This window comes from Roseibium sp. FZY0029, assembly GCF_036350355.1.
Classification (GTDB): Bacteria; Pseudomonadota; Alphaproteobacteria; order Rhizobiales; family Stappiaceae; genus Roseibium.
This window is the reverse complement of record NZ_JAZDVZ010000001.1, coordinates 910,584-928,492: the sequence shown is the minus strand read 5'-3', so window position 1 is coordinate 928,492 and position 17,909 is coordinate 910,584. Positions and strand designations below refer to the sequence as shown.

The 17,909-nt window shown below is 60.2% G+C and carries 16 protein-coding genes; 2 read left to right on the top strand and 14 right to left on the bottom strand.

Annotation, left to right across the window (positions count from 1 at the left end; all coding sequences use genetic code 11):
• Nucleotides 1-2: 2 nt before the first annotated feature.
• The 3 genes from mepA to V1T76_RS04255 form a co-directional block, all read right to left on the bottom strand.
• The gene (gene mepA, locus V1T76_RS04265; protein WP_330559361.1) at nucleotides 3-1,133 is read right to left on the bottom strand and encodes a penicillin-insensitive murein endopeptidase; all 1,131 of its coding nucleotides are present in this window, start codon (nucleotides 1,131-1,133) and stop codon (nucleotides 3-5) included.
• A 19-nt stretch (nucleotides 1,134-1,152) separates the two neighbouring features.
• Nucleotides 1,153-2,238: a patatin-like phospholipase family protein gene (locus V1T76_RS04260; protein WP_330559360.1), complete on the bottom strand. Its 1,086-nt coding sequence runs from the start codon at nucleotides 2,236-2,238 to the stop codon at nucleotides 1,153-1,155.
• A gap of 212 nt (nucleotides 2,239-2,450) precedes the next feature.
• Nucleotides 2,451-3,260, bottom strand: a complete 810-nt coding sequence (locus V1T76_RS04255) for an alpha/beta fold hydrolase (protein ID WP_330559359.1) — start codon at nucleotides 3,258-3,260, stop codon at nucleotides 2,451-2,453.
• Between the two features lie 213 nt (nucleotides 3,261-3,473).
• Here V1T76_RS04255 and V1T76_RS04250 point away from each other — a divergent pair, with 213 nt between their 5' ends.
• A complete protein-coding gene (locus V1T76_RS04250; protein WP_330559358.1) occupies nucleotides 3,474-4,517 on the top strand; it encodes a M42 family metallopeptidase in 1,044 nt (347 codons plus the stop codon).
• Nucleotides 4,518-4,728: 211 nt separating this feature from the next.
• On the opposite strand, the gene V1T76_RS04245 is transcribed toward V1T76_RS04250, so the two are convergent.
• The 7 genes from V1T76_RS04245 to V1T76_RS04215 form a co-directional block, all read right to left on the bottom strand.
• A complete protein-coding gene (locus tag V1T76_RS04245) occupies nucleotides 4,729-5,400 on the bottom strand; it encodes a hypothetical protein (protein WP_330559357.1) in 672 nt (223 codons plus the stop codon).
• Nucleotides 5,401-5,444: 44 nt separating this feature from the next.
• Entirely contained in the window at nucleotides 5,445-6,125 is a 681-nt protein-coding gene (locus tag V1T76_RS04240) for an alpha/beta hydrolase (RefSeq protein WP_330559356.1), read from the bottom strand.
• A 15-nt stretch (nucleotides 6,126-6,140) separates the two neighbouring features.
• The gene (locus V1T76_RS04235; protein ID WP_330559355.1) at nucleotides 6,141-7,406 is read right to left on the bottom strand and encodes a TCR/Tet family MFS transporter; all 1,266 of its coding nucleotides are present in this window, start codon (nucleotides 7,404-7,406) and stop codon (nucleotides 6,141-6,143) included.
• A gap of 47 nt (nucleotides 7,407-7,453) precedes the next feature.
• Complete coding sequence (locus tag V1T76_RS04230) at nucleotides 7,454-9,055, bottom strand: B12-binding domain-containing radical SAM protein (RefSeq protein WP_330559354.1); 1,602 nt, start codon at nucleotides 9,053-9,055, stop codon at nucleotides 7,454-7,456.
• Nucleotides 9,056-9,165: 110 nt separating this feature from the next.
• Nucleotides 9,166-10,479: a tetratricopeptide repeat protein gene (locus tag V1T76_RS04225; RefSeq protein WP_330559353.1), complete on the bottom strand. Its 1,314-nt coding sequence runs from the start codon at nucleotides 10,477-10,479 to the stop codon at nucleotides 9,166-9,168.
• 79 nt (nucleotides 10,480-10,558) lie between these two features.
• On the bottom strand, nucleotides 10,559-10,759 hold the full coding sequence (locus V1T76_RS04220) for a cold-shock protein (protein ID WP_006934095.1): 201 nt from the start codon (nucleotides 10,757-10,759) through the stop codon (nucleotides 10,559-10,561).
• Between the two features lie 269 nt (nucleotides 10,760-11,028).
• Nucleotides 11,029-11,487 (bottom strand): YtoQ family protein, encoded by a 459-nt coding sequence (locus V1T76_RS04215; protein ID WP_330559352.1) that lies wholly within the window; start codon nucleotides 11,485-11,487, stop codon nucleotides 11,029-11,031.
• A gap of 211 nt (nucleotides 11,488-11,698) precedes the next feature.
• On the opposite strand from V1T76_RS04215, the gene V1T76_RS04210 reads away from it, so the two are divergent.
• A complete protein-coding gene (locus V1T76_RS04210; protein WP_040439782.1) occupies nucleotides 11,699-12,334 on the top strand; it encodes a peroxiredoxin in 636 nt (211 codons plus the stop codon).
• Between the two features lie 78 nt (nucleotides 12,335-12,412).
• On the opposite strand, the gene V1T76_RS04205 is transcribed toward V1T76_RS04210, so the two are convergent.
• From V1T76_RS04205 to V1T76_RS04190, 4 genes are all read right to left on the bottom strand, one after another.
• Nucleotides 12,413-13,270 (bottom strand): SDR family oxidoreductase, encoded by an 858-nt coding sequence (locus V1T76_RS04205; protein ID WP_330559351.1) that lies wholly within the window; start codon nucleotides 13,268-13,270, stop codon nucleotides 12,413-12,415.
• Between the two features lie 5 nt (nucleotides 13,271-13,275).
• Nucleotides 13,276-14,103 (bottom strand): TrmH family RNA methyltransferase, encoded by an 828-nt coding sequence (locus V1T76_RS04200; protein ID WP_330559350.1) that lies wholly within the window; start codon nucleotides 14,101-14,103, stop codon nucleotides 13,276-13,278.
• Nucleotides 14,100-15,053, bottom strand: a complete 954-nt coding sequence (locus V1T76_RS04195) for a class I SAM-dependent methyltransferase (RefSeq protein WP_330559349.1) — start codon at nucleotides 15,051-15,053, stop codon at nucleotides 14,100-14,102. The genes V1T76_RS04200 and V1T76_RS04195 overlap by 4 nt, the downstream gene beginning before the upstream one ends.
• A gap of 262 nt (nucleotides 15,054-15,315) precedes the next feature.
• A complete protein-coding gene (locus tag V1T76_RS04190) occupies nucleotides 15,316-17,751 on the bottom strand; it encodes a methyl-accepting chemotaxis protein (RefSeq protein ID WP_330559348.1) in 2,436 nt (811 codons plus the stop codon).
• Between the last annotated feature and the right edge of the window lie 158 nt (nucleotides 17,752-17,909).

Sequence of the window (17,909 nt, the reverse complement as noted above, 5' to 3'; positions counted from 1 at the left end):
TCTCAATTGGCCGTCAGCACATCCCGGCAGTCATTCGGCAGGGCAGCCAGCGCCATGGGGCGTTTCTTGACCACCTTCGGAGGCTCGCCCGGCTTGGGCGGGTTCTTCGGCACCCAGGGTTCATCCGACAGCCAGTAGGCAAGGTCGGCGCCGCAGCCGTCGCCGGGGGGCGGCGGGTTCTGGTTTTCGCAGCCAACACTGCCCTTGGGGCAGGATAGGCGTACATGGAAATGATAGTGATGTCCCCACCATGGCCGCACCTTGCGCAGCCAGGAGCGGTCGCCGCCCTTCTGGAAATCGCACAGGGCCTTCTTGATCGTCGGACTGACGAAGATACGCGCCACACGCTGGTCTGAAGCAGCGCGCCGGATCAGTCTGGCGTGCTTGTTGGACCATTTCTTGGGATCCACCCGCCGGTCCGCACCCTTGACGTCCATCGGGCCGATCAGCATCGAAATGGCGGAGATGTCTTCTCGCTCCTGTGCGGTCAGACGGCGGTTCGGCATTTCCGTCAGCCAGATGTCGGCGTCGAGGCCGATCTGGTGGCTGGCATGGCCGGATGTCATCGGACCTCCACGTGGCTGGGCGATATCGCCGACAAGCAGCCCGTTCCAGCCGACTTTCGGAGCGTCATTCGCCAGGTCCTTGAGATAGTCGATCAGGACAGGGTGGCCCCAGTTGCGATTGCGTGACAGGCGCATCGCCTGCCAGGTCGGTCCGTCCGTCGGCAGCTCTGCGCCGCCTGCAAGGCACCCTTTGGCGTAGGACCCGATCGAACGGGCCTTCAGATGGGCAGGGCCGTTGGCGGCCCCGAAGTAGTCGCGGGCAGGCTGGTCACCACGAAGGGCAAGGTTCGGTCTCTTCGCGACATAGCCTTCGGGCACGTCGCGTTTCTTTGCCGGAACCGGGACGCCGGCCACGATTTCCACGGTTGGTGAATAGGCTTCGGCTGCAGGATCGGCAGGCTTGACGGAGGGCACCGGCGTGGCTGACGCGACAAGGCAGGAAACCTGAAGAGCCGCCGCAAATGCCATCAGGCCGGACACCGCAAAGGTCCAGCCGGTTCGCTTGCCTGTTTTGCCCGCTTTCACGTCGAAACCTCGTGCGCCAGTCTGGGTGTCTGGCCGCGCCATGCGCCGGCCATTTCAATCCTCAGGCAGCATGCACCAAATCGGGCGTCTCCGCATCCGATTCGCTATTATCCACATGCGCGGCGATCATGTCGGCGAAGGCATCCAGGAACACGGTGTTGTCCCGGATCACCCGGTCCGCCGCACCGTTCAGCGTGATGATGTTGCCAGGCCGGGCATTGTCGATGTCCTCGGCTTCCGCTGGCAGTTCGCCATCGAGCCTGTGGTAGCTCACGTTCGGCAGTTCGGCGAAAAGCTGGTGTGCCTGGTCGGAGGTCGTCTGGCTTTGCGCATCGGCCAGGATCGACATCAGCGGCGCCCCCTTGGAGGGCTGCAGCCAGCCGAGAGCCCCCCAGCCGACGGCATCCTTGTAAAGGAAGGGCCGGCTGGGCGCCCGGCCGGTGCCAAGCGACAGGATGACGATCTCGTCGTCACCCCAACCGAGATTACGGGCTTCCAGATAAGCCGCCACGGTCGGGTCCTTCATGAACACCGTTCCGTCGATCAAGGCTTCCTCGCGACGGCGGCTGAGGTTTTCAACGCGCGCCGGTTCGAAATAGGACGGGGTTGCGGTGGTCGCGCGCACGGCCTGCCAGAAGTAATAGTCGTCCGGTCGGCTGCCGCTGGCTTCGACACCGTTCGTCAGGAACACCGCCTTGCGTTGTTCCAGGTCGTAGGCGGTCAGCACGAGATGGGTGAGACCACTGGCCATGGACGTCCAGCCGAACCGCTCTTTCAGCATTCTTTCAAGCGGACGCGGATCGTAGGTTTCGTCAAACAGGCCGAGCGAACTGGTAACGGTGCGTGCCAACCGCGCCGAGATCGAAGACTTGAAGATCTCCCGAGCTTCGCGCTCGAAAAAGCAGCGGAGTTCGCTGATCGATGCTGCGGGAGCACCGGCGGAACCGCCAGGACGCGGGGCGGAAAGGCCGGCGGCAATCAGGCCACCGGTCGACGACCCGGCCATCAGATCGAAAATCTGGTGCAGGGGCGTGCTGACGCCGCGCTGACTCAATCGGCTCTCGAGAGTCTCAAGCAGGCGAAGCGGAATAAGGCCGCGAATGCCGCCACCGTCAATGGAAAGAATAAAACGTTTTTTCTGGGCCATGGGGTTCCCCGGGGTCGTCGCAATGGAAGGCGATACATCTCTCCGCAAAGACGGGAGACGCTTTTTGCTTACCGATAGAATGTTGTCATCAAATGCGACACTGCAATGGCAAAGCGAAAAACAGGTGGACGATTTTTCGAAATTGACGAGCAAGAAGTTAAACCGGACCGGTCAATCTGCGAAGACTCTGCGCAGATTAGCCGAAACCGGCCTCAGGAAGCGTTCGCTAGAAACCCGCAAATGGTTTCGACCAGCACCTCGGGACACTCCCTGTGAGGAATGTGGCCCGTATCCGGCAGCACGACCTTTTGTCCACCAGTGATCCTGGCAATGTGTTCCGGGTGGCGCGGCGAGCCGTATTCGTCGAGCGCGCCGTGGATGGCGATTGTGCTGCAGCGGACACCGGCAAGCGCATCATCAAGCGACCAATCGGCAAAGGCAGGCGAGAGCCATGATTCCGTCCAGGCATTCAGAACCCAGCGCGCTTTCGCGCCGTGGTAACGGGTCAGCCTCTCGAACGCCTCCGGATCGGCAAAGGCGGTGCGTGCTTCCCGGACACCTTCCAGCGTGCGGTGCTCGATCAGGGCCTGAGCGGCTATCGTCACCAGGGCCGTGACCTTATCCGGATGCTGCGCGGCCGTGTGCACGGCCATGCCGCCCCCCACGCTGTGGCCGCAGGCAACGAACCGGCCGACACCCAACTGGTCGCACAGCGCGGGCACCACCGTTCTGCCTTCATCCGCAATGAAGCTGGCAGGCAATATATCGCTGCGCGCAGAAGACTGCCCGAAACCGGGCCTGTCATAGGCAATGACGACCCGTCCGCTGGCAAGGGCAAGGCGTTCGGGAAAATCGCGCCAGAGGGCAATACATCCAAGAGAATCGTGAAACAGAAGCACCGGCACCTTGCCGGGCAAACGGTCTTCAGGTGTCCAGATGCGAACGAGAACGGTGCTGCTGCCGACCGGGACGGCGCGTGTTTCAACGTGAACGGTGTCGGAACAGAGAGAGGTCAACGTCAATTGCCTTTCCATTAAAGGGGAAGCGCTGTGCCTTCAGGCGGTGGGAAGGAAGGTGGTTCCCGAGGGCGCGCGTGCTGTGTTTCGCCGAGGCTTATCGCAGGCTGCGGGTCTGCAACAAGCCTCTCTTTTAGAACTATTCCCTCTTGGCTCTTTATCCCGCGCGGCCTTTCGGACTAGGATCGTGCCGATTTTTCAACCTTCACAGGAAGTTTCATGAATATCGATCTTCTTCGCCGTCTTTGCGAAACGCCGGGTGTTCCGGGTCACGAACACCGGGTCCGGGACCTGATCCGGGCGGAAATCAAGGGCTTGTTCGACGAGGTTACCGTCGACCCGATGGGCTCGCTGCTTTGCCGCCGGGACAGCCGCAAGTCCACCAAGAAGGGCACTCCGAAGAAGGTCATGCTCCTGTGTCATATGGATGAGATCGGCTTTCTGGTCTCTCATGTCACGGACAAGGGCTTCGTCCATGTGCAGCCGGTCGGCGGCTTCGATGCCCGCAACCTGTTTTCCCGCCGCGTGCTTGTGTCTACCGACGAAGGCGACTTCAAGGGCGTGATGAACCCGGGTGGCAAACCGATCCACATTTCTTCGCCGGAAGAGCGCAAGAAGGTGCCGGAACCCAAGGAATTTGTCATCGACATGGGCCTTGGCGAAAAGACCAAGGACATCGTCAAGGTTGGCGATATGGTCACCATGGACGAGCCGCTGATCGAGATCGGCGACAAGGTCGTCTCCAAGGCGCTCGACAACCGCATTGCGTGCTGGCTCGGCATCGAGGCGATCAAGGGCCTGGGCAAGGCAAAGCATGAATGCGAGATCCATGTCGCCTTCACCTGTCAGGAAGAAGTGGGTCTGCGCGGGGCACGCACAGCCTCCTTCGCCATTGCACCGGACATCGGGCTCGGCATCGACACCACGCTTTCCTGCGACACACCGGGCGTTCCCGAACAGGACCGCACCACGGTGCAGGGTGAGGGCTTCGGTCTCCACGTCAAGGATTCCAGCTTCATCGCCGACCGGGACCTGGTGAAGGAATTCGAAGCCATCGCGGTCAAGGAAAAGATCCCGTTCCAGCGCACCATGCTGGCAGCCGGCGGTCAGGACGGCGCGGCTGCCCAGCAGGCGGCTGCCGGTGCCAAGGCAATCGGCATCGTCGTCGGGACCCGCTACATCCACACGGTCACCGAAATGATCGACAAGGGCGATCTTCAGGCAGCGCTCGACATCATCGTCGCCTACCTGAAAAAGGCCTGAGGCACTGGGAAAGGGGAGCTTCGGCTCCCCTTTTTGCTACTTGGCGGGAGTTCCGAAGTCCTTGGGTTGGAACCTCGGTGGATCCTCCATGGCGTGTCATCCCGGTTTGTCGCCTCAGCGGCAAGACCGCATTCAGCACAGGCCCTTACGGCCGTATTTAGAGGCCAATCAGCCCCTCAAGATGCGGGAAAACGCATGGAAGCGTGTCGCTTCAGGCGACCAGGCCCAACAGGTTGGACACCTGGTCGCCCGTGCCTGCATATAGTTCGCTGACGGCTGCGCTCTGGTAGCTGAAGGAACCGTTGTCGAAGTTGCCTTCGATGGAAGAGGCGTTTGCGGAGCGGACTGAAAGACCGGTTTCGCTGTCGTAGGAAACCCGTTCGAAGGACACGAACTGAGCGGAGACGGTTTCGCCGTCAATCTCGGCTTCGATCGTGGTCGTTGAAATGGTCGCGCTTTCATAGGCCACATTGGCCGACGCGCCGCTGTCCTCTTCACCAAGAGCCGCCTTCAGTTTGCCGGCGGTCTTCTGGTAGTCCTCGACGGTCGCAAGCGCGCCGTCCTTGTCTTTATCATCGTCCTTGCCCTTGCCTTTTTCGACCGCATCCTGAAGCGCGGCGATGACGACAGCGTCTTCCTCGGCCTGTTTGTTGGCGGCTTCCAGAACGCTGACTGCGGGGGACTTGTCGTGGCCATTGCGCTGGCCGATCTCGTGGCCATAGGCGTTGCCCTTGGGATCGTTCTTCTGGCCTTCAGCACCGCCACTTGAAAAGGACGCCGAAAACAGGCTGGCGCTTTGCGTGGTGGTTTCGATGGAAATCTGCATGGCTTCGGATCCCGTCTTGTCCGGCCCTTCCTGGTCCGGCACAGTTGCAGAAATCATCCTCCAAAACCGTTAACAGGCCATTAACCAATATCGGGCGGACTTCACGTCGGTCTGCCGCAACCGAAGGCCTTTTCGAGAAACCGCCCGCCCAGCACCATGCCGCGTTCATCGATGGAATGGCCGAGGCCAGACAACAGATGCAGGCTCAAGGACACTCCGGCCTCGTCAAGCGCCTGTTGCGCCGCCTCCGCGTGATAGCTGGCAACGACATCGTCTTCCTGGCCATGCACGATCAGCACCGGGCTTTGCGTGTTGATCCCATCAAGCTGGCTTGCTCCCGGCAACAGTCCGGAATAGCCGATAAGCGCTGCCGGAGGAGACCGGCGGCGCAGGCCGCATTGAAAGGTCATCATGGCGCCCTGGCTGAAGCCGACCAGGGCCAGCGAGCTGTCATCGAGAGAAAGTCGGGACAGTTCGTCGTCCAGAAACCGGTCGAGCACCGGTTGGGCGGCTTGTGCGCCAAGGCGGTATTCGTTGAGGTCGCGTTCCTGGAGCGCAAACCATTGCCGCCCGCCGAGCGCTTCAAAAGGAAGGTGCTCCGGAGCGTTTGGCGCAACAAAGGCGGCGTCGGGAAGCTGTCCCTGCCAGGCACGTCCAAGATCGATCAGGTCCGGGCCATCTGCCCCATAGCCGTGCAGGATCACCACCAGTTGGCGGGCGGGATTGCCGGAGGCGGGCGCAAGGCGAGGACCATCGAGAAGGGAAGGGAAAGTGGCTGACATGTCGGGGAAACCTGACTATTCGGCTGGCGTCTTCCGATCGCCCAACTCGGAAGAAGACGGCAATTTTTCGTGAAGACGCATGAAGGGAAGGGCAATCAGCATGGCGGCGAGGATCAGCAGGCCTGCCAGGGCGAACGGCGCGCCCGGAAAGAACACCACCGCGCCGGGTCCGGAAAACATGGCGAAGGCCTGCGTCATCACAAGGGGACTGATGACCATGGAAAGGCCAGCGGCACTTGCGATCAGACCCTGCAATTCACCTTGCGCATTGTCCGGCACGCGAACCGACATCAGGCCGGTGAAGGCAGGCGTTGCCATCGCGCCAAGCGCCGCAAAGGAGATCAGCAGATAGGCCATCCAGCCCGCATCGGCGACGGCAAGACCGGCGAAGGCTATGAGATTGGCTGCCAGGCCGATGAAGAGCGTCCGGCCGGGCCCGAGCTTCGGTTCTAGAACCCGGATCAGATATCCCTGAACGAAGGCAAAGCCGACGCCGACAGCAGCCAGCGACAGGCCGATATCGCCGGGGCTCCAGGCAAAGACTTCCTCCGCATAGTAGCTCCAGACGGATGGATAGACGTAATGGGCGATGTCGAGCAGGAAGATGGCAAGAAGCAGCGTGCGCACCGAGGGATAAACGGCGATCTGCTTCAGCGCGCCGAACGGATTGGCCCGTTTCCAGTCGAAGTGTCTTCTGTTTTCGTCCTTCAGAGTTTCCGGCAGCATGAAATAGCCGAACAGAAAATTGACGAACGAAAGGCCCGCAGCCGCATAAAACGGCGCGCGGGATCCATATTCACCGAGAAAACCGCCGATCATCGGCCCAAGTACGAAACCGACGCCAAATCCGGCCCCGACAAGTCCGAAGTTCTTCGCCCTGTCCTGCTTGGACGACACATCGGCGATGTAGGCGGAGGCCGCCGAGTAGGTTGCTCCGGCAACACCTGAAAGCGTTCTGCCGACAAACAGAACGGCAAGATGCCAGGACAGTGCCATGATCAGATAATCGACAGCCATGGTGAACATGGACACCAGCAGCACCTGACGGCGGCCGAACCGGTCGGACAGGTTGCCGAGCGTCGGGCCGAATGCGAATTGCATAAAGGCGTAGACGACACTGAGCGCGCCACCCCAGCGGGCGGCTTCGCTCACGGGCAGGGACGTGAGTTCGGTCAGAAGCGAAGGCATGACCGGCATCATCAGGCCGATGCCCATGGAGTTGAGAACAAGCGTGACCAGGATAAACCCCAGCGCGCTGCGTTTGGAGGTACCGGACCGCAACTCTTTTCCGCCAATCCTGCGAACGAAGGACGGGTGACCTTTTCCGATTATTCGGCGGCCACCAGTGCCGGCTGTTCCCAGTTGCCTTTTTCGATTTCGGCGATCTGCTTGTCGATCTGCGCTATGACGAACCGGGAGAACGGCCCCAGGTGCACATAGAGCGCAAGCATCATCAACACCGGCTTGATCGCCCGGAAATTGGTGAAGGCGGTCTTGGCCAGGGTTTTCCAGAACGGGCCGCGGTAGGTCGTCTCCTTGAAGGTCATCGCCAGGATCAGGCGGCCGAACATCTTGATGTCATGGAAGAAACCAGCACCGAAAATCGAGCCGTTGGCACCGCTCATGTCGAGCATGGACGCCACTCTCTGGACACGGCCGAAATAGGCTTCCGGCCCATAGACCCGGTCGATGACCTGCTTGAAGTCTTCCAGGATCTGCGCGCGCGGGCGCACAGTGGTGAAGTTGAGGCCGGCGGTACACTGGTCGCCATGCTCCGTATCCGGATCATCGGTGGCGAAGTCGGCATGTAGGCGGCCTTCCTTGGCCAGCCGGCGGGTCAACTGGGTGTTGGGCAGGGCATAGAGCAGCCCGGTCATGGCCACCGGGATCGCGGCTTCCTCGATCAGCGCCGAGATCTCGTCGGCCACCTTGTCGCTTTCCTCGTCGAAGCCGACGATGAAGCCTGCCAGCACGAAGATGCCGGCGTCGTAGATCTTGTGGACGCTCTTGGCGATGTCGCGGCGGGTGTTCTGCTTCTTGCGCGTTGCCACCAGAACTTCGGGATCCGGGCTTTCGATGCCGATGAAGACGGAGAAATACCCGGCCTGCTGCATCATCTTCAAAAGGGCTTCGTCATCGGCAAGGTTCAGGGACGCTTCTGTCGACATTTCGAACGGATAGTTTCGTTCCTTCTGCCATTTTGCCAGTTCGGGAAGAAAGCCCTTCACGGCCTTCTTGTTGCCGATCAGGTTGTCGTCGACGAAGTCGACATGACCCCGGTACCCGAGCTCGTACAGCCGGTCGAGTTCGGCCAGCATCTGGTCATTGGTCTTGGTGCGCGGCACGCGGCCATAAAGCTCGATGATGTCGCAGAATTCACAGGTGAACGGGCAGCCGCGCGAATATTGCACGCCGATTTGCACATAATCGTCGAATTTCAGAAGATCGAAACGCGGCACGGGGCTGGAGGCAACGTCTGCCTTGAATTTCTCGGCGGAGAAACGGCCGTTGCGCACGCCTTCCTTCCAGGCGTCAATAAAGGTGGTGAGAATGCCTTCGGCTTCGCCAAGCACCAGGAAATCGGCTGCCTCGTAAACTTCCGGAGAAGACGTGGCGTCCGGGCCGCCGACAACAACGGGAACATTCTTTGCCTGAGACCGGCGAATGACGGCAAGGCAATCGGCCTGCTGGGGCAGCATGCCGCCCGTCATCACCATATCGGCCCAGTCGAGGTCGTCATTGGTCAGTTCGCCGGTGTTGCGATCGATCAGACGCACGTTCCAGGTGTCCGGCAGCATTGCGGCAACGGTGATGAGGCCGAGAGGAGGAGCGGGGTATTTGGCCCCCACCATTTCGCAGGTTGCACCATAGTTCCAGAATGAACCGGCATTGAAGCGCGGATACACCAGCAGAACATTGCATTCCGACATTAATGGTCCCTCCAAACGGACACTTGTTCCCAACGGCGACACCGTAGCAACTTTACGCTTCGGCACAACCGCATAAAACAGCTTTCGTGGCTTCCCGCCTGCACAGCCTGTCAACGTGAACTGATGCCAGGCTTTCGCAAGCGGAAGATCAAACCATGGACTTCGTTGCCAAGCTCCTGGCGCAGCACCACGGGTTTCTCTGTTTCGTAAATCATCCCGGCGGTCTCCGCGGCGCGCCTGAGATAGGCCGGCGTGTGGGCATACCGTCCCGTCGGGTCGACCCTGTAATCGGGGCCAGACGGTTCGTCGAGGTGTTCCACGCTGGCGATCAGGACGCCGTCCGGCTGCAAGGCGCCGGCGAGCGCATTCATGAAAGGCTGCAGATCGCCGATGTAACACAGGGTATCGACGCAAACGCCAAGGTCGAACCTGGTTGGCAGATCGGATGTCAGAAACCCGACCAGTTCGCCTTCAACCAGAAAATCGAACACGTTCAACGCAGCCGCCTTGCGCAGCATTCCGGGCGACAGATCGATGCCCGTGAGCTTGACGCAATGTTCGCGGATCAAGGGCCCGCACAGGCCGGTGCCGCAACCCAGATCGACCACATCCTGAAACGGGTTCTGCCGGGTGGCGGCCAGTTCGGCGACTTCCGCTGCGACCAGTTCCGGCGCGCGGTAGCCAAGGTTCGTCAACACCTCGTCGAAGCTTTCGGAGAAACTGTCGAAATGGTCTTTGACATAGTCTTCGGGCGCGTGGTCCATCCTGTCGCCACGCACGGCGGCCAACTGATAGAGGGCAACCTTGTTGTTGGGATCGGCGGCAACGACACCTTCCAGGTGCTCGATTGCTCGGTCCTTGCGGCCGAGAGAGCACAGGACCCGCGCATGCCAGACCGGGTCGGACCAGACGTCCGCCCCGAATTCCAGGCAGCGTTCCAGCGCGTCGGCCGCTTCGTGCCGGCGTCCGGCCAGCATCAGGGAAAGGCCATAATTGTGCCAGGCATTCGGATTGTCCGGATCCAGCCGGACGATTTCCGTCAGGATCGGCAAGAGGTCGTCGTTGTTTGTCGAGCCTTCCAGCATCACGGTGATGTTGCTCCAGGCGTCCTGATGCCGTGGTTCGATTTCCACCGCGCGAACATAGGCCTCGAGGGCTTCGTCGGACTTGCCTTCAAGCTTCAGGATATTGCCCAGATTGTTGTATGCCGCCGCATTGCTCTTGTTGTTTTCCAGCGACTTGCGGATCAGGACGATCGCATTGTCCGCCTTGCCCGCATCGAAATGAAGCAGGCCGAGGAAATGCAGGCCGTCGGCATGGTCCGGGTCGGCAGTCAGGACATCCTTGTAGGCCGCCAGGGCTGCCTCCAGATTGCCGCTGCGGTGTGCGGTTATCCCTTCCTGCAGCCTGGCATCGAGTTCCATGGACGTCTCCGAAAAAAATCGCGCAATAAAAAAGGGCGGTCGAACCGCCCTTGTATCTGGCAAAGACCTGTAAGCGACCTTACAGGACTTTCAGGTCTTCAGCCACCATCTGACCGCGGCGCCACTCAAGGTCGAATGCCACGAGCTGGCCTTCCGTCAGAGTGTCGATACCGGACCGGCGCAGAGCCGAAATGTCGACGAGGATGTCCTCGCCGTCTTGCGGTTCGATCGTACCGATACCTCGGCGATTATCGAACCATTTCACGTTTCCATGCAGCATGGAGTCTTCTTTCTAATTTTCGTCATCCTGGCATATGAGCGGCATTCATATCTGCCTTTTTCAACGCCTTGATGACAGTGTTGATGATAATACTAAAGTACTTCTCAGACCCTGCTCGAAACTGGACATCGGCGCACGCAGTCTTCTCGCGACTGCCTCGCTTCAAGATGCCGTTCCATTTGGCTGAGGTCTGGTTGCCCGGTAAAAACCCCGGGCTTTTCCATAGTGTCTATTAGTATGGTAATGAAATTGTTAATTTCAAGACCTGCTCAGCGGTCGAGCTTTCCCAGTATAACATATTTGAGAATATCGACGACTTGTTCAGACGTTTCGGCAACCGCAAGCGCAGCTGCGTCAACTTCCTTCAGCGGGTGCGTCAGCGACGGGTCGTGCATGACGATCAGCGACTTTCCGAGCGCGGCCGCATAGCCGGCATCGAACGCCGCATTCCACTGCTTGTATTTATCGCCAAAGCGGACGACCACGATGTCGGCCTTCTCCAGCAACGACCGCGTCCGGATCGCATTCACCTTCGCGCCCTTGTGGTCGTACCAGAACTTGTTGTCCTCACCGCCCAGAATGGCTGCACCGCAATCGTCGCTGGCATCGTGATCAGTTACGGGAGAGGAAAATTCCACCGGCAACTTGAGCGTTGCTGCGCCTTCCATGATCTTGTCCCGCCAGTCGGTATGGATTTCGCCGGACAGGTAGACGCGCCAGGTGGTCATAAGGTTCTCCCATGCAAGTTTTTGAATTATGTGGCGAAAAGTCCCGCCTTATTGTGACTGGAAACTGGGGGCTGAACCGGTCAACGTCAACCCCTGCGTTCATTTGCCCATGGCCGGAACAGGCTGGAAGACTCGACAAGACTGCGCAAAAACTGAAGGGTAAACTGCCGCGAAGCTGACATTGCGGTCCGTAATTTTAAGGAGCTCATTCATGTCTGCATTATTGCTCGGAGACGAGGCACCGGATTTCGAAGCCGACAGCACGGATGGTCCGATCCGTTTTCACGAAGCGATCGAGGGATCCTGGGCGGTTCTGTTTTCCCACCCGAAGGACTTCACGCCGGTCTGCACCACTGAACTTGGAATGACCGCCAAGCTCAAGGACAAGTTCGAAGCCCGTGGCGTCAAGGTTTTCGGCGTTTCGGTCGACCCTATCGAGGATCATCGCGCCTGGGTGGGGGATATCGCCGATACGCAGGGCGTCGCCCTGAACTTTCCGCTGATCGCCGATCCCGATCGCAAGGTGGCGACCGCCTATGGCATGATCCATCCGAACGCCAACGACACGCTTACCGTGCGGTCGCTGTTCGTCATCGGTCCGGACAAGAAGATCAAGCTGAAGATTGAATACCCGGCTTCGACGGGCCGTAACTTCGACGAAGTCATCCGCGTGATCGACAGCCTGCAGCTCACCTCCGCTCACAAGGTCGCAACGCCGGCCAACTGGGTGTCCGGTGAAGATGTCATCATCGTTCCGGCCGTAAGCGATGAAGAGGCTAAGGAGAAGTTCCCCGAAGGCTGGAAGACCCTGAAGCCCTACCTGCGTGTTGTGCCGCAGCCCAAGTAAAACGCCAAGAAAAGCGGCGGCGCCTGAAATGGCTGCCGCCGCCTTACGATTTAGGCAAAACTGGAAAACGCGACGGGATCACACCGTTTTCAACAAGGCCTTCAAAGCGGTGCGGTAGTCCGGATAACGAAACGAATACCCAAGCTCTTCCTTGACGCGCTGGTTGGAAACCCGCTTGTTCTCGCCGTAGAAGGATCTGGCCATCGGCGAAAGATCGGCGGTTTCGAAAGGAATTTCCGGCGGCGCTTCGACACCCAGAAGCTGCGCGGCAAAGGCAACCACATCCTGCGGCGGGGCCGGTTCATCGTCCGTCACGTTGAACACACGCGTTGACGGCTTTGCGAAGGCCGCCTGCAAGGCACCGGCAATATCGGCAACATGAATGCGGTTGAACACCTGTCCCGGTTTCACCAGACGCCGCGCGGTGCCTTTCTTGAAGTTCTCGAAAGCATTCCGGCCCGGGCCATAAATGCCGGAGAGGCGGAAGATTTGCACGGGAACGTCGTTCTCTTGTGCAAATGCGAGCCACGCTTGTTCCGCCTCAACCCGCTGCACGGAGCGTTTCGAAACCGGGTTCAGCGGCGTCTCTTCATCGACCCAGGCACCATCGTGATTGCCATAGACGCCGACGGTGGACAGATACCCGATCCATTGCGGTTTTGCGGCTGCAATCTCGCTGGCATACTGGTTCAGAACAGGGTCGCCAGCATCGTTCGGGGCGATCGACACCAGAACATGGGTCGCGGATATCAGGGCGTCAGCAATGCCTTCGCCCTGCGTTTCCCCGTCGAAGATAAACGGCTCGACCCCAAGGTTCCGGAGCGCATCAGCCTTTTCCGTGGAGCGTGTCGTACCGCCGATCCAGTCGAACTGGTCGCGCACTTCCTCCACGAATGCCTTTGAGGAAAACCCGGTGCCAAAGATAAACAGACGCATGCGTTCTAGAGCTCCAGATGTTTGCGGCGGATTTCATAAAGCGCGACGCCTGTGGCAACGGCAAGATTCAGACTGTCGGCCTGGCCGACCTGCGGAATGCGGATCAGCGTCGGGCAGGCGGCTGCCATATCGTCTTCCAGCCCTTTTTGCTCATTGCCCATGACCAGCAGAACCGGCTCGGCGTAGTCGGGTGTGCGATAGTCTACCGCCCCTTTCAGATGGGTTGCAGCGACGGTGCCGGGCCACGTTGCGGCCAGCGACTTGAACTCGTCCTTGCCGAGTTTCGCCAGCGGCACATGAAACAGCGAGCCCATGGTGGCGCGCACCGCTTCAACCGCGAAGGGGTCGGTGCAATCACCAACCAGCATGACACCGGCACCGCCGACGGCATCCACCGTACGGATGATGGTGCCAAGGTTGCCCGGATCGCGGACCCGGTCGAGCGCGACCCAGAGCGTGGTGCCGGAGGGCTCGATGTCGCGTGCTCCCAGAAGCTGCTGCTCGTAGACGCCGACGACCATCTGCGGATTGTCTTTGCGGGTCATCGCGGACATGACGGCGGTTGACACTTCCAGGATCAGTGCACCGCGCGCCTTTGCGGCAGCGGCAGCCTTTTGCGCAACAGGATTGTCGCGGGCTTCCGGACCAAGCGCCAGATAGCGAATGCCCCAGCCGGCTTCCAGCGCATCGGTCGCCAGCTTCAGGCCTTCAGCCACGAACAGGCCGGACTGGCTGCGGTGCTTGCGCTGCGCGACGAGCCCCTTGATTTCCTTGACGATCGGGTTGGAATGGCTGGTGATCTGTTTCACCGCACCCTGGCGTTTTTCGATCATCTGCTGCTCCAGCGGGAAAAGAGCGACGTCGACAGCGCGCGCTTGCCGTCTTCCTCGCGGATGACCAGTTCGCCGGACTCCAGCAGGCCGCCTTCGGTGTCCAGGGTTTCGGCCATCAGTTCATGAATGGACACGAAGCTCGAGCGGATCGCATATGCGGTCAGGATCATGAACAGGGCGTCCTTGGCCAGAAGCTGCTTCAGGTCGGCCAGCATGCCCGGCAGGCTGGTATAGATGTCCCAGACTTCACCCTTCGGGCCACGGCCGTATTTCGGCGGGTCCAGAATGATCCCGTCATAGGTGTTGCCGCGCCGGACTTCGCGAGCCACGAATTTGGAAGCGTCCTCGCAGATCCAGCGGATCGGCAGATCTTCTAGACCGGACATCTCCTGGTTTTCCCGGGCATAGCCGATGGCTTTCTTGGAGGCGTCCACATGGGTGACCTGAGCCCCTTCGGTTGCCGGCAGCAGGGAGGCAAGGCCGGTGTAGCCGAAGAGGTTGAGGATCTTCAGCGGCTTTTCCGGTGCGCGTTCGCGCTCGGCGCGGATCTTGCCGTTGACCCAGTCCCAGTGGGCAGCCTGTTCGGGAAAGACGCCGACATGGCGGAACGACATGAAGCGGCCGTTGTAGCGCACCGGGCCATAGGACATCGGCCAGGTTTCCGGAACGCTGCCGGAGAACTTCCAGCGGCCCGGGCCTTCTTCTTCCGTATCGCCGGAAAAGACCGCATCGGCACGGTTCCAGACACTTTCCTTCAGCCGGCGCGACCCCATGGCCTGCGGTTCCGGACGCACGATGGTGAACCGGCCGTAGCGCTCCAGCTTTTCGCCCTGTCCCATGTCCAGAAGCCGATAATCCTTCCAGCCCTTGGTTTCCAGGATCACCGGCCAGCTCTGGTGTGCAGGCTTGCCGGACGGGGCATAGGTGGAGGCACTGGTCTGATCCGCCACGGGTCTCACTCGTTTTCTGTCTGGTTTGAAGTTTGTTCCGCCATAAAACATCCTGCTTCCATTTGAAAGTAGATTAGATGTCCGGGCAGGGGGATGTGGTGCGCCTTTCGGCCATCCAACGTGCCCGGTTCGGCGTTTGGTGACCGTGCGCCTGAGCACCGCAAAGGCAACTATCTGCCGCGGTCAGGGGGCGGTCGTTCGCATACGAAAAGGGGCGGGCAGCCGAAGCTTACCCGCCCCTTTTAAGGTCTGAAAGGCGCGATCAGGCCGCGGCGACCTCGGAGAGGAACTGTTCGACTTCACGCTTCAGTTCGTGGGTCTTCTGGGTCAGTTCACCGGAGGCCGAAAGCACCATGTCGGCAGACGAGGACGTCTGGTCGACAGCCTGGGAGAGCTGCGACATGGACGAGGACACGGCACCGGTTCCTTCCGCCGCGCGCTGCACGTTCTGCGAAATTTCCGCCGTAGCAGCGCCCTGCTGCTCGACAGCCGACGCGATGGCCGTGGTGTAGGTGTTTACCTCGGTCATGGTTTCCGCGATCTCGCCAATGGCGACTACCGATTCCTTGGTGGCGTTCTGGATCTCGGTGATCTGGCTGGAGATCTCTTCCGTGGCCTTGGACGTCTGGGTGGCCAGTTCCTTGACCTCGGCTGCAACAACCGCAAAGCCCCTGCCGGCTTCGCCAGCGCGTGCCGCCTCGATGGTGGCGTTCAGCGCCAACAGGTTGGTCTGTTCCGCAATCGCCTGGATGAGGGTCACCACTTCGCCGATCTTGGTGGCGGCTTCCGCCAGGCCTTCGACCTTCTGGTTGGTGATCCGCGTTCCAGTGGTGGCCCGGTCGACGATTTCGGTCGTCTGGGCAACCTGGCGGGAGATCTCGCCGATGGAAGCCGCCAGTTCTTCAGCGGCGCTTGCCACGGTCTGAACGTTGTTGGTGGTCTCGTTCGACGAGTTCTGGGTCTCGCTGGCATAGCCTGCGCTGTCCCGGGCGATTTCCGTCAGCGCCTGGGCAGTGGAGTCGAGACCGCCTGCGGTTGTTTCCACCGAGCCGAGTGCTTCCTCCGCCTTGGACCGGAAAGAATGGATCAGGTTGTCGATACGCGCCTGGCGTTCCTGCCGGGCAGCTTCCTCGCGGGCATTCTGCTCCTGCAACTGGGCCCGTTCGACGGCGTTGTCGCGGAACACCTGCACCGTCCGGCTCATGTCGCCGATCTCGTCGCCGCGGTCGATCCCCGGGATTGCCACTTCGTTATCGCCGTTTGCAAGGCGGTCCATGACACCGGTGATCGTGCGGATCGGGCGGGTGATAGCCAGATTCAGGATGAAGGCCAGGCCGACGCCGCCCATGATGGCGAGCAGGATCGTAACGGCAATCTGCATCTGTGCGGCTGTGGCTGCCGAATTGGCGGCCTGCGACTGGGCCGTGGAGATTGACGCGATATCGGCACCGACCTGACGGGTCAAGTCGTCAAGTTCTGCGCGTTTTGCGGCCAGATCAGCCTTGGTGACCAGCATTTCGCGGAAGGACTTGTCGAGCGTTGCAACAGACGCGGGAATACCGTTGATCGCATCGGCTGCCGCCGGCAGGATCATCGCGTACTTGATCATCTCCTTTTCGAGGGCATTCAGTTTTGCAATCTGTTCTTCCACCAGCGACGCGTCGCTGGAACCGAATGCACCGAAGAGGTAGAGCGTCTCCGCGCGGGCAGCCAAAGCCATCTCGTTCAGGCTGACGGCTTTCTCGGCAATGGAGCGCACCGTCGCCAGACGGGTCGAAGCGGTCAACGCGTCCGTTTTGGCCTTGGAAACAACCGGGTGTACCTGCGAGAGTATGTCCTCGGTCAGGCTGTTCATGCCTTCGATCGCGTTGCCGACGGCCAGGCGCGCTTCATAGGCTTCGGAAAAACCGAGATCCTTGGTCAGGTTTTCCAGGGCTGCGTTCAGCTTGTTTGCCTGCGCAGCCAGCGAACTGACGGTTTTGCGATCGATTCCCTCGATCTGCTTGTACTTCATCTGCTTCGTGGAAGAGACGAGGTTGCGCGCGGTATCAATGGCGGTGGTGAGGTCTTCGCCGTCGATATTGCCGCTGCCCTGCAGGTAGAGCATGTGAACCTGGACAACTTCGTCCTTCAGTTCAAACACGGCCCGCTGAAGCTGGTTGGCATCGTCTAACTGGCTGTTCGCGGCAAAGGCTTCGGCGCTGATACGCTTTTCTTCCGTCAGAACGGCGTCGCTGATGTTCGTTGCCAACACTTCCAGATTGCTTGTGCTTTCCTGCAGCGTGGCAAGGCGTTCTGCCTGCTGCGTGGTCTGCACGGTGACCTGCTCGAAAGTTGTCGAGAAGCGCGAGACCGCGTCCTCGGCCTCGGCAACCTGGGCTTCCGCTTCAGCGTCACCAGCAACTTCGTCGGTCAGGACCTTAAGCTCGCTCTGAAGCGCTGCCACGCCTTCAAGCACCGAATTGCGGAGGTCTTCTGACGGATTGTTGAGATAGTCTTCGCGCGTCAGGGACGTTGCCTGCATCTTGCCGGCAATCGTCGCGGCGTGATCGGCGACGACGAACCGCGAGGACAGGCCGTGAATGGCCAGGAACCCCACGCCGCCGACGACTGCGGTCAAAAGCAGGACAGCGAGAAAACCACCTCCGACCTTGAAGCCGAATCTCAAGTCGGTCAGAACCTTCAATATTCTTTTCATCTTCTCCCCACACAGCCGGAACAACTGCACTGTCGTCGCGTCAGTATTGCGGAGCTCGATGAACATTAGGTAAATCGCGCAATTCGGGGTTCAGGTAATATTTAGAAGAAGAAACAGCTTCCTTTGAAAATCTGGCCTATTTCCGTCAAATAGAAATG

Bases quoted from the DNA above. Each gene is read 5' to 3' on its own strand.
- mepA (WP_330559361.1), bottom strand. From the start codon at position 1,133: ATGGCGCGGCCAGACACCCAGACTGGCGCACGAGGTTTCGACGTGAAA.
- V1T76_RS04260 (WP_330559360.1), bottom strand. From the start codon at position 2,238: ATGGCCCAGAAAAAACGTTTTATTCTTTCCATTGACGGTGGCGGCATT.
- V1T76_RS04250 (WP_330559358.1), top strand. From the start codon at position 3,474: ATGAATATCGATCTTCTTCGCCGTCTTTGCGAAACGCCGGGTGTTCCG.
- V1T76_RS04245 (WP_330559357.1), bottom strand. From the start codon at position 5,400: ATGATTTCTGCAACTGTGCCGGACCAGGAAGGGCCGGACAAGACGGGA.
- V1T76_RS04240 (WP_330559356.1), bottom strand. From the start codon at position 6,125: ATGTCAGCCACTTTCCCTTCCCTTCTCGATGGTCCTCGCCTTGCGCCC.
- V1T76_RS04230 (WP_330559354.1), bottom strand. From the start codon at position 9,055: ATGTCGGAATGCAATGTTCTGCTGGTGTATCCGCGCTTCAATGCCGGT.
- V1T76_RS04225 (WP_330559353.1), bottom strand. From the start codon at position 10,479: ATGGAACTCGATGCCAGGCTGCAGGAAGGGATAACCGCACACCGCAGC.
- V1T76_RS04220 (WP_006934095.1), bottom strand. From the start codon at position 10,759: ATGCTGCATGGAAACGTGAAATGGTTCGATAATCGCCGAGGTATCGGT.
- V1T76_RS04215 (WP_330559352.1), bottom strand. From the start codon at position 11,487: ATGACCACCTGGCGCGTCTACCTGTCCGGCGAAATCCATACCGACTGG.
- V1T76_RS04210 (WP_040439782.1), top strand. From the start codon at position 11,699: ATGTCTGCATTATTGCTCGGAGACGAGGCACCGGATTTCGAAGCCGAC.
- V1T76_RS04205 (WP_330559351.1), bottom strand. From the start codon at position 13,270: ATGCGTCTGTTTATCTTTGGCACCGGGTTTTCCTCAAAGGCATTCGTG.
- V1T76_RS04200 (WP_330559350.1), bottom strand. From the start codon at position 14,103: ATGATCGAAAAACGCCAGGGTGCGGTGAAACAGATCACCAGCCATTCC.
- V1T76_RS04190 (WP_330559348.1), bottom strand. From the start codon at position 17,751: ATGAAAAGAATATTGAAGGTTCTGACCGACTTGAGATTCGGCTTCAAG.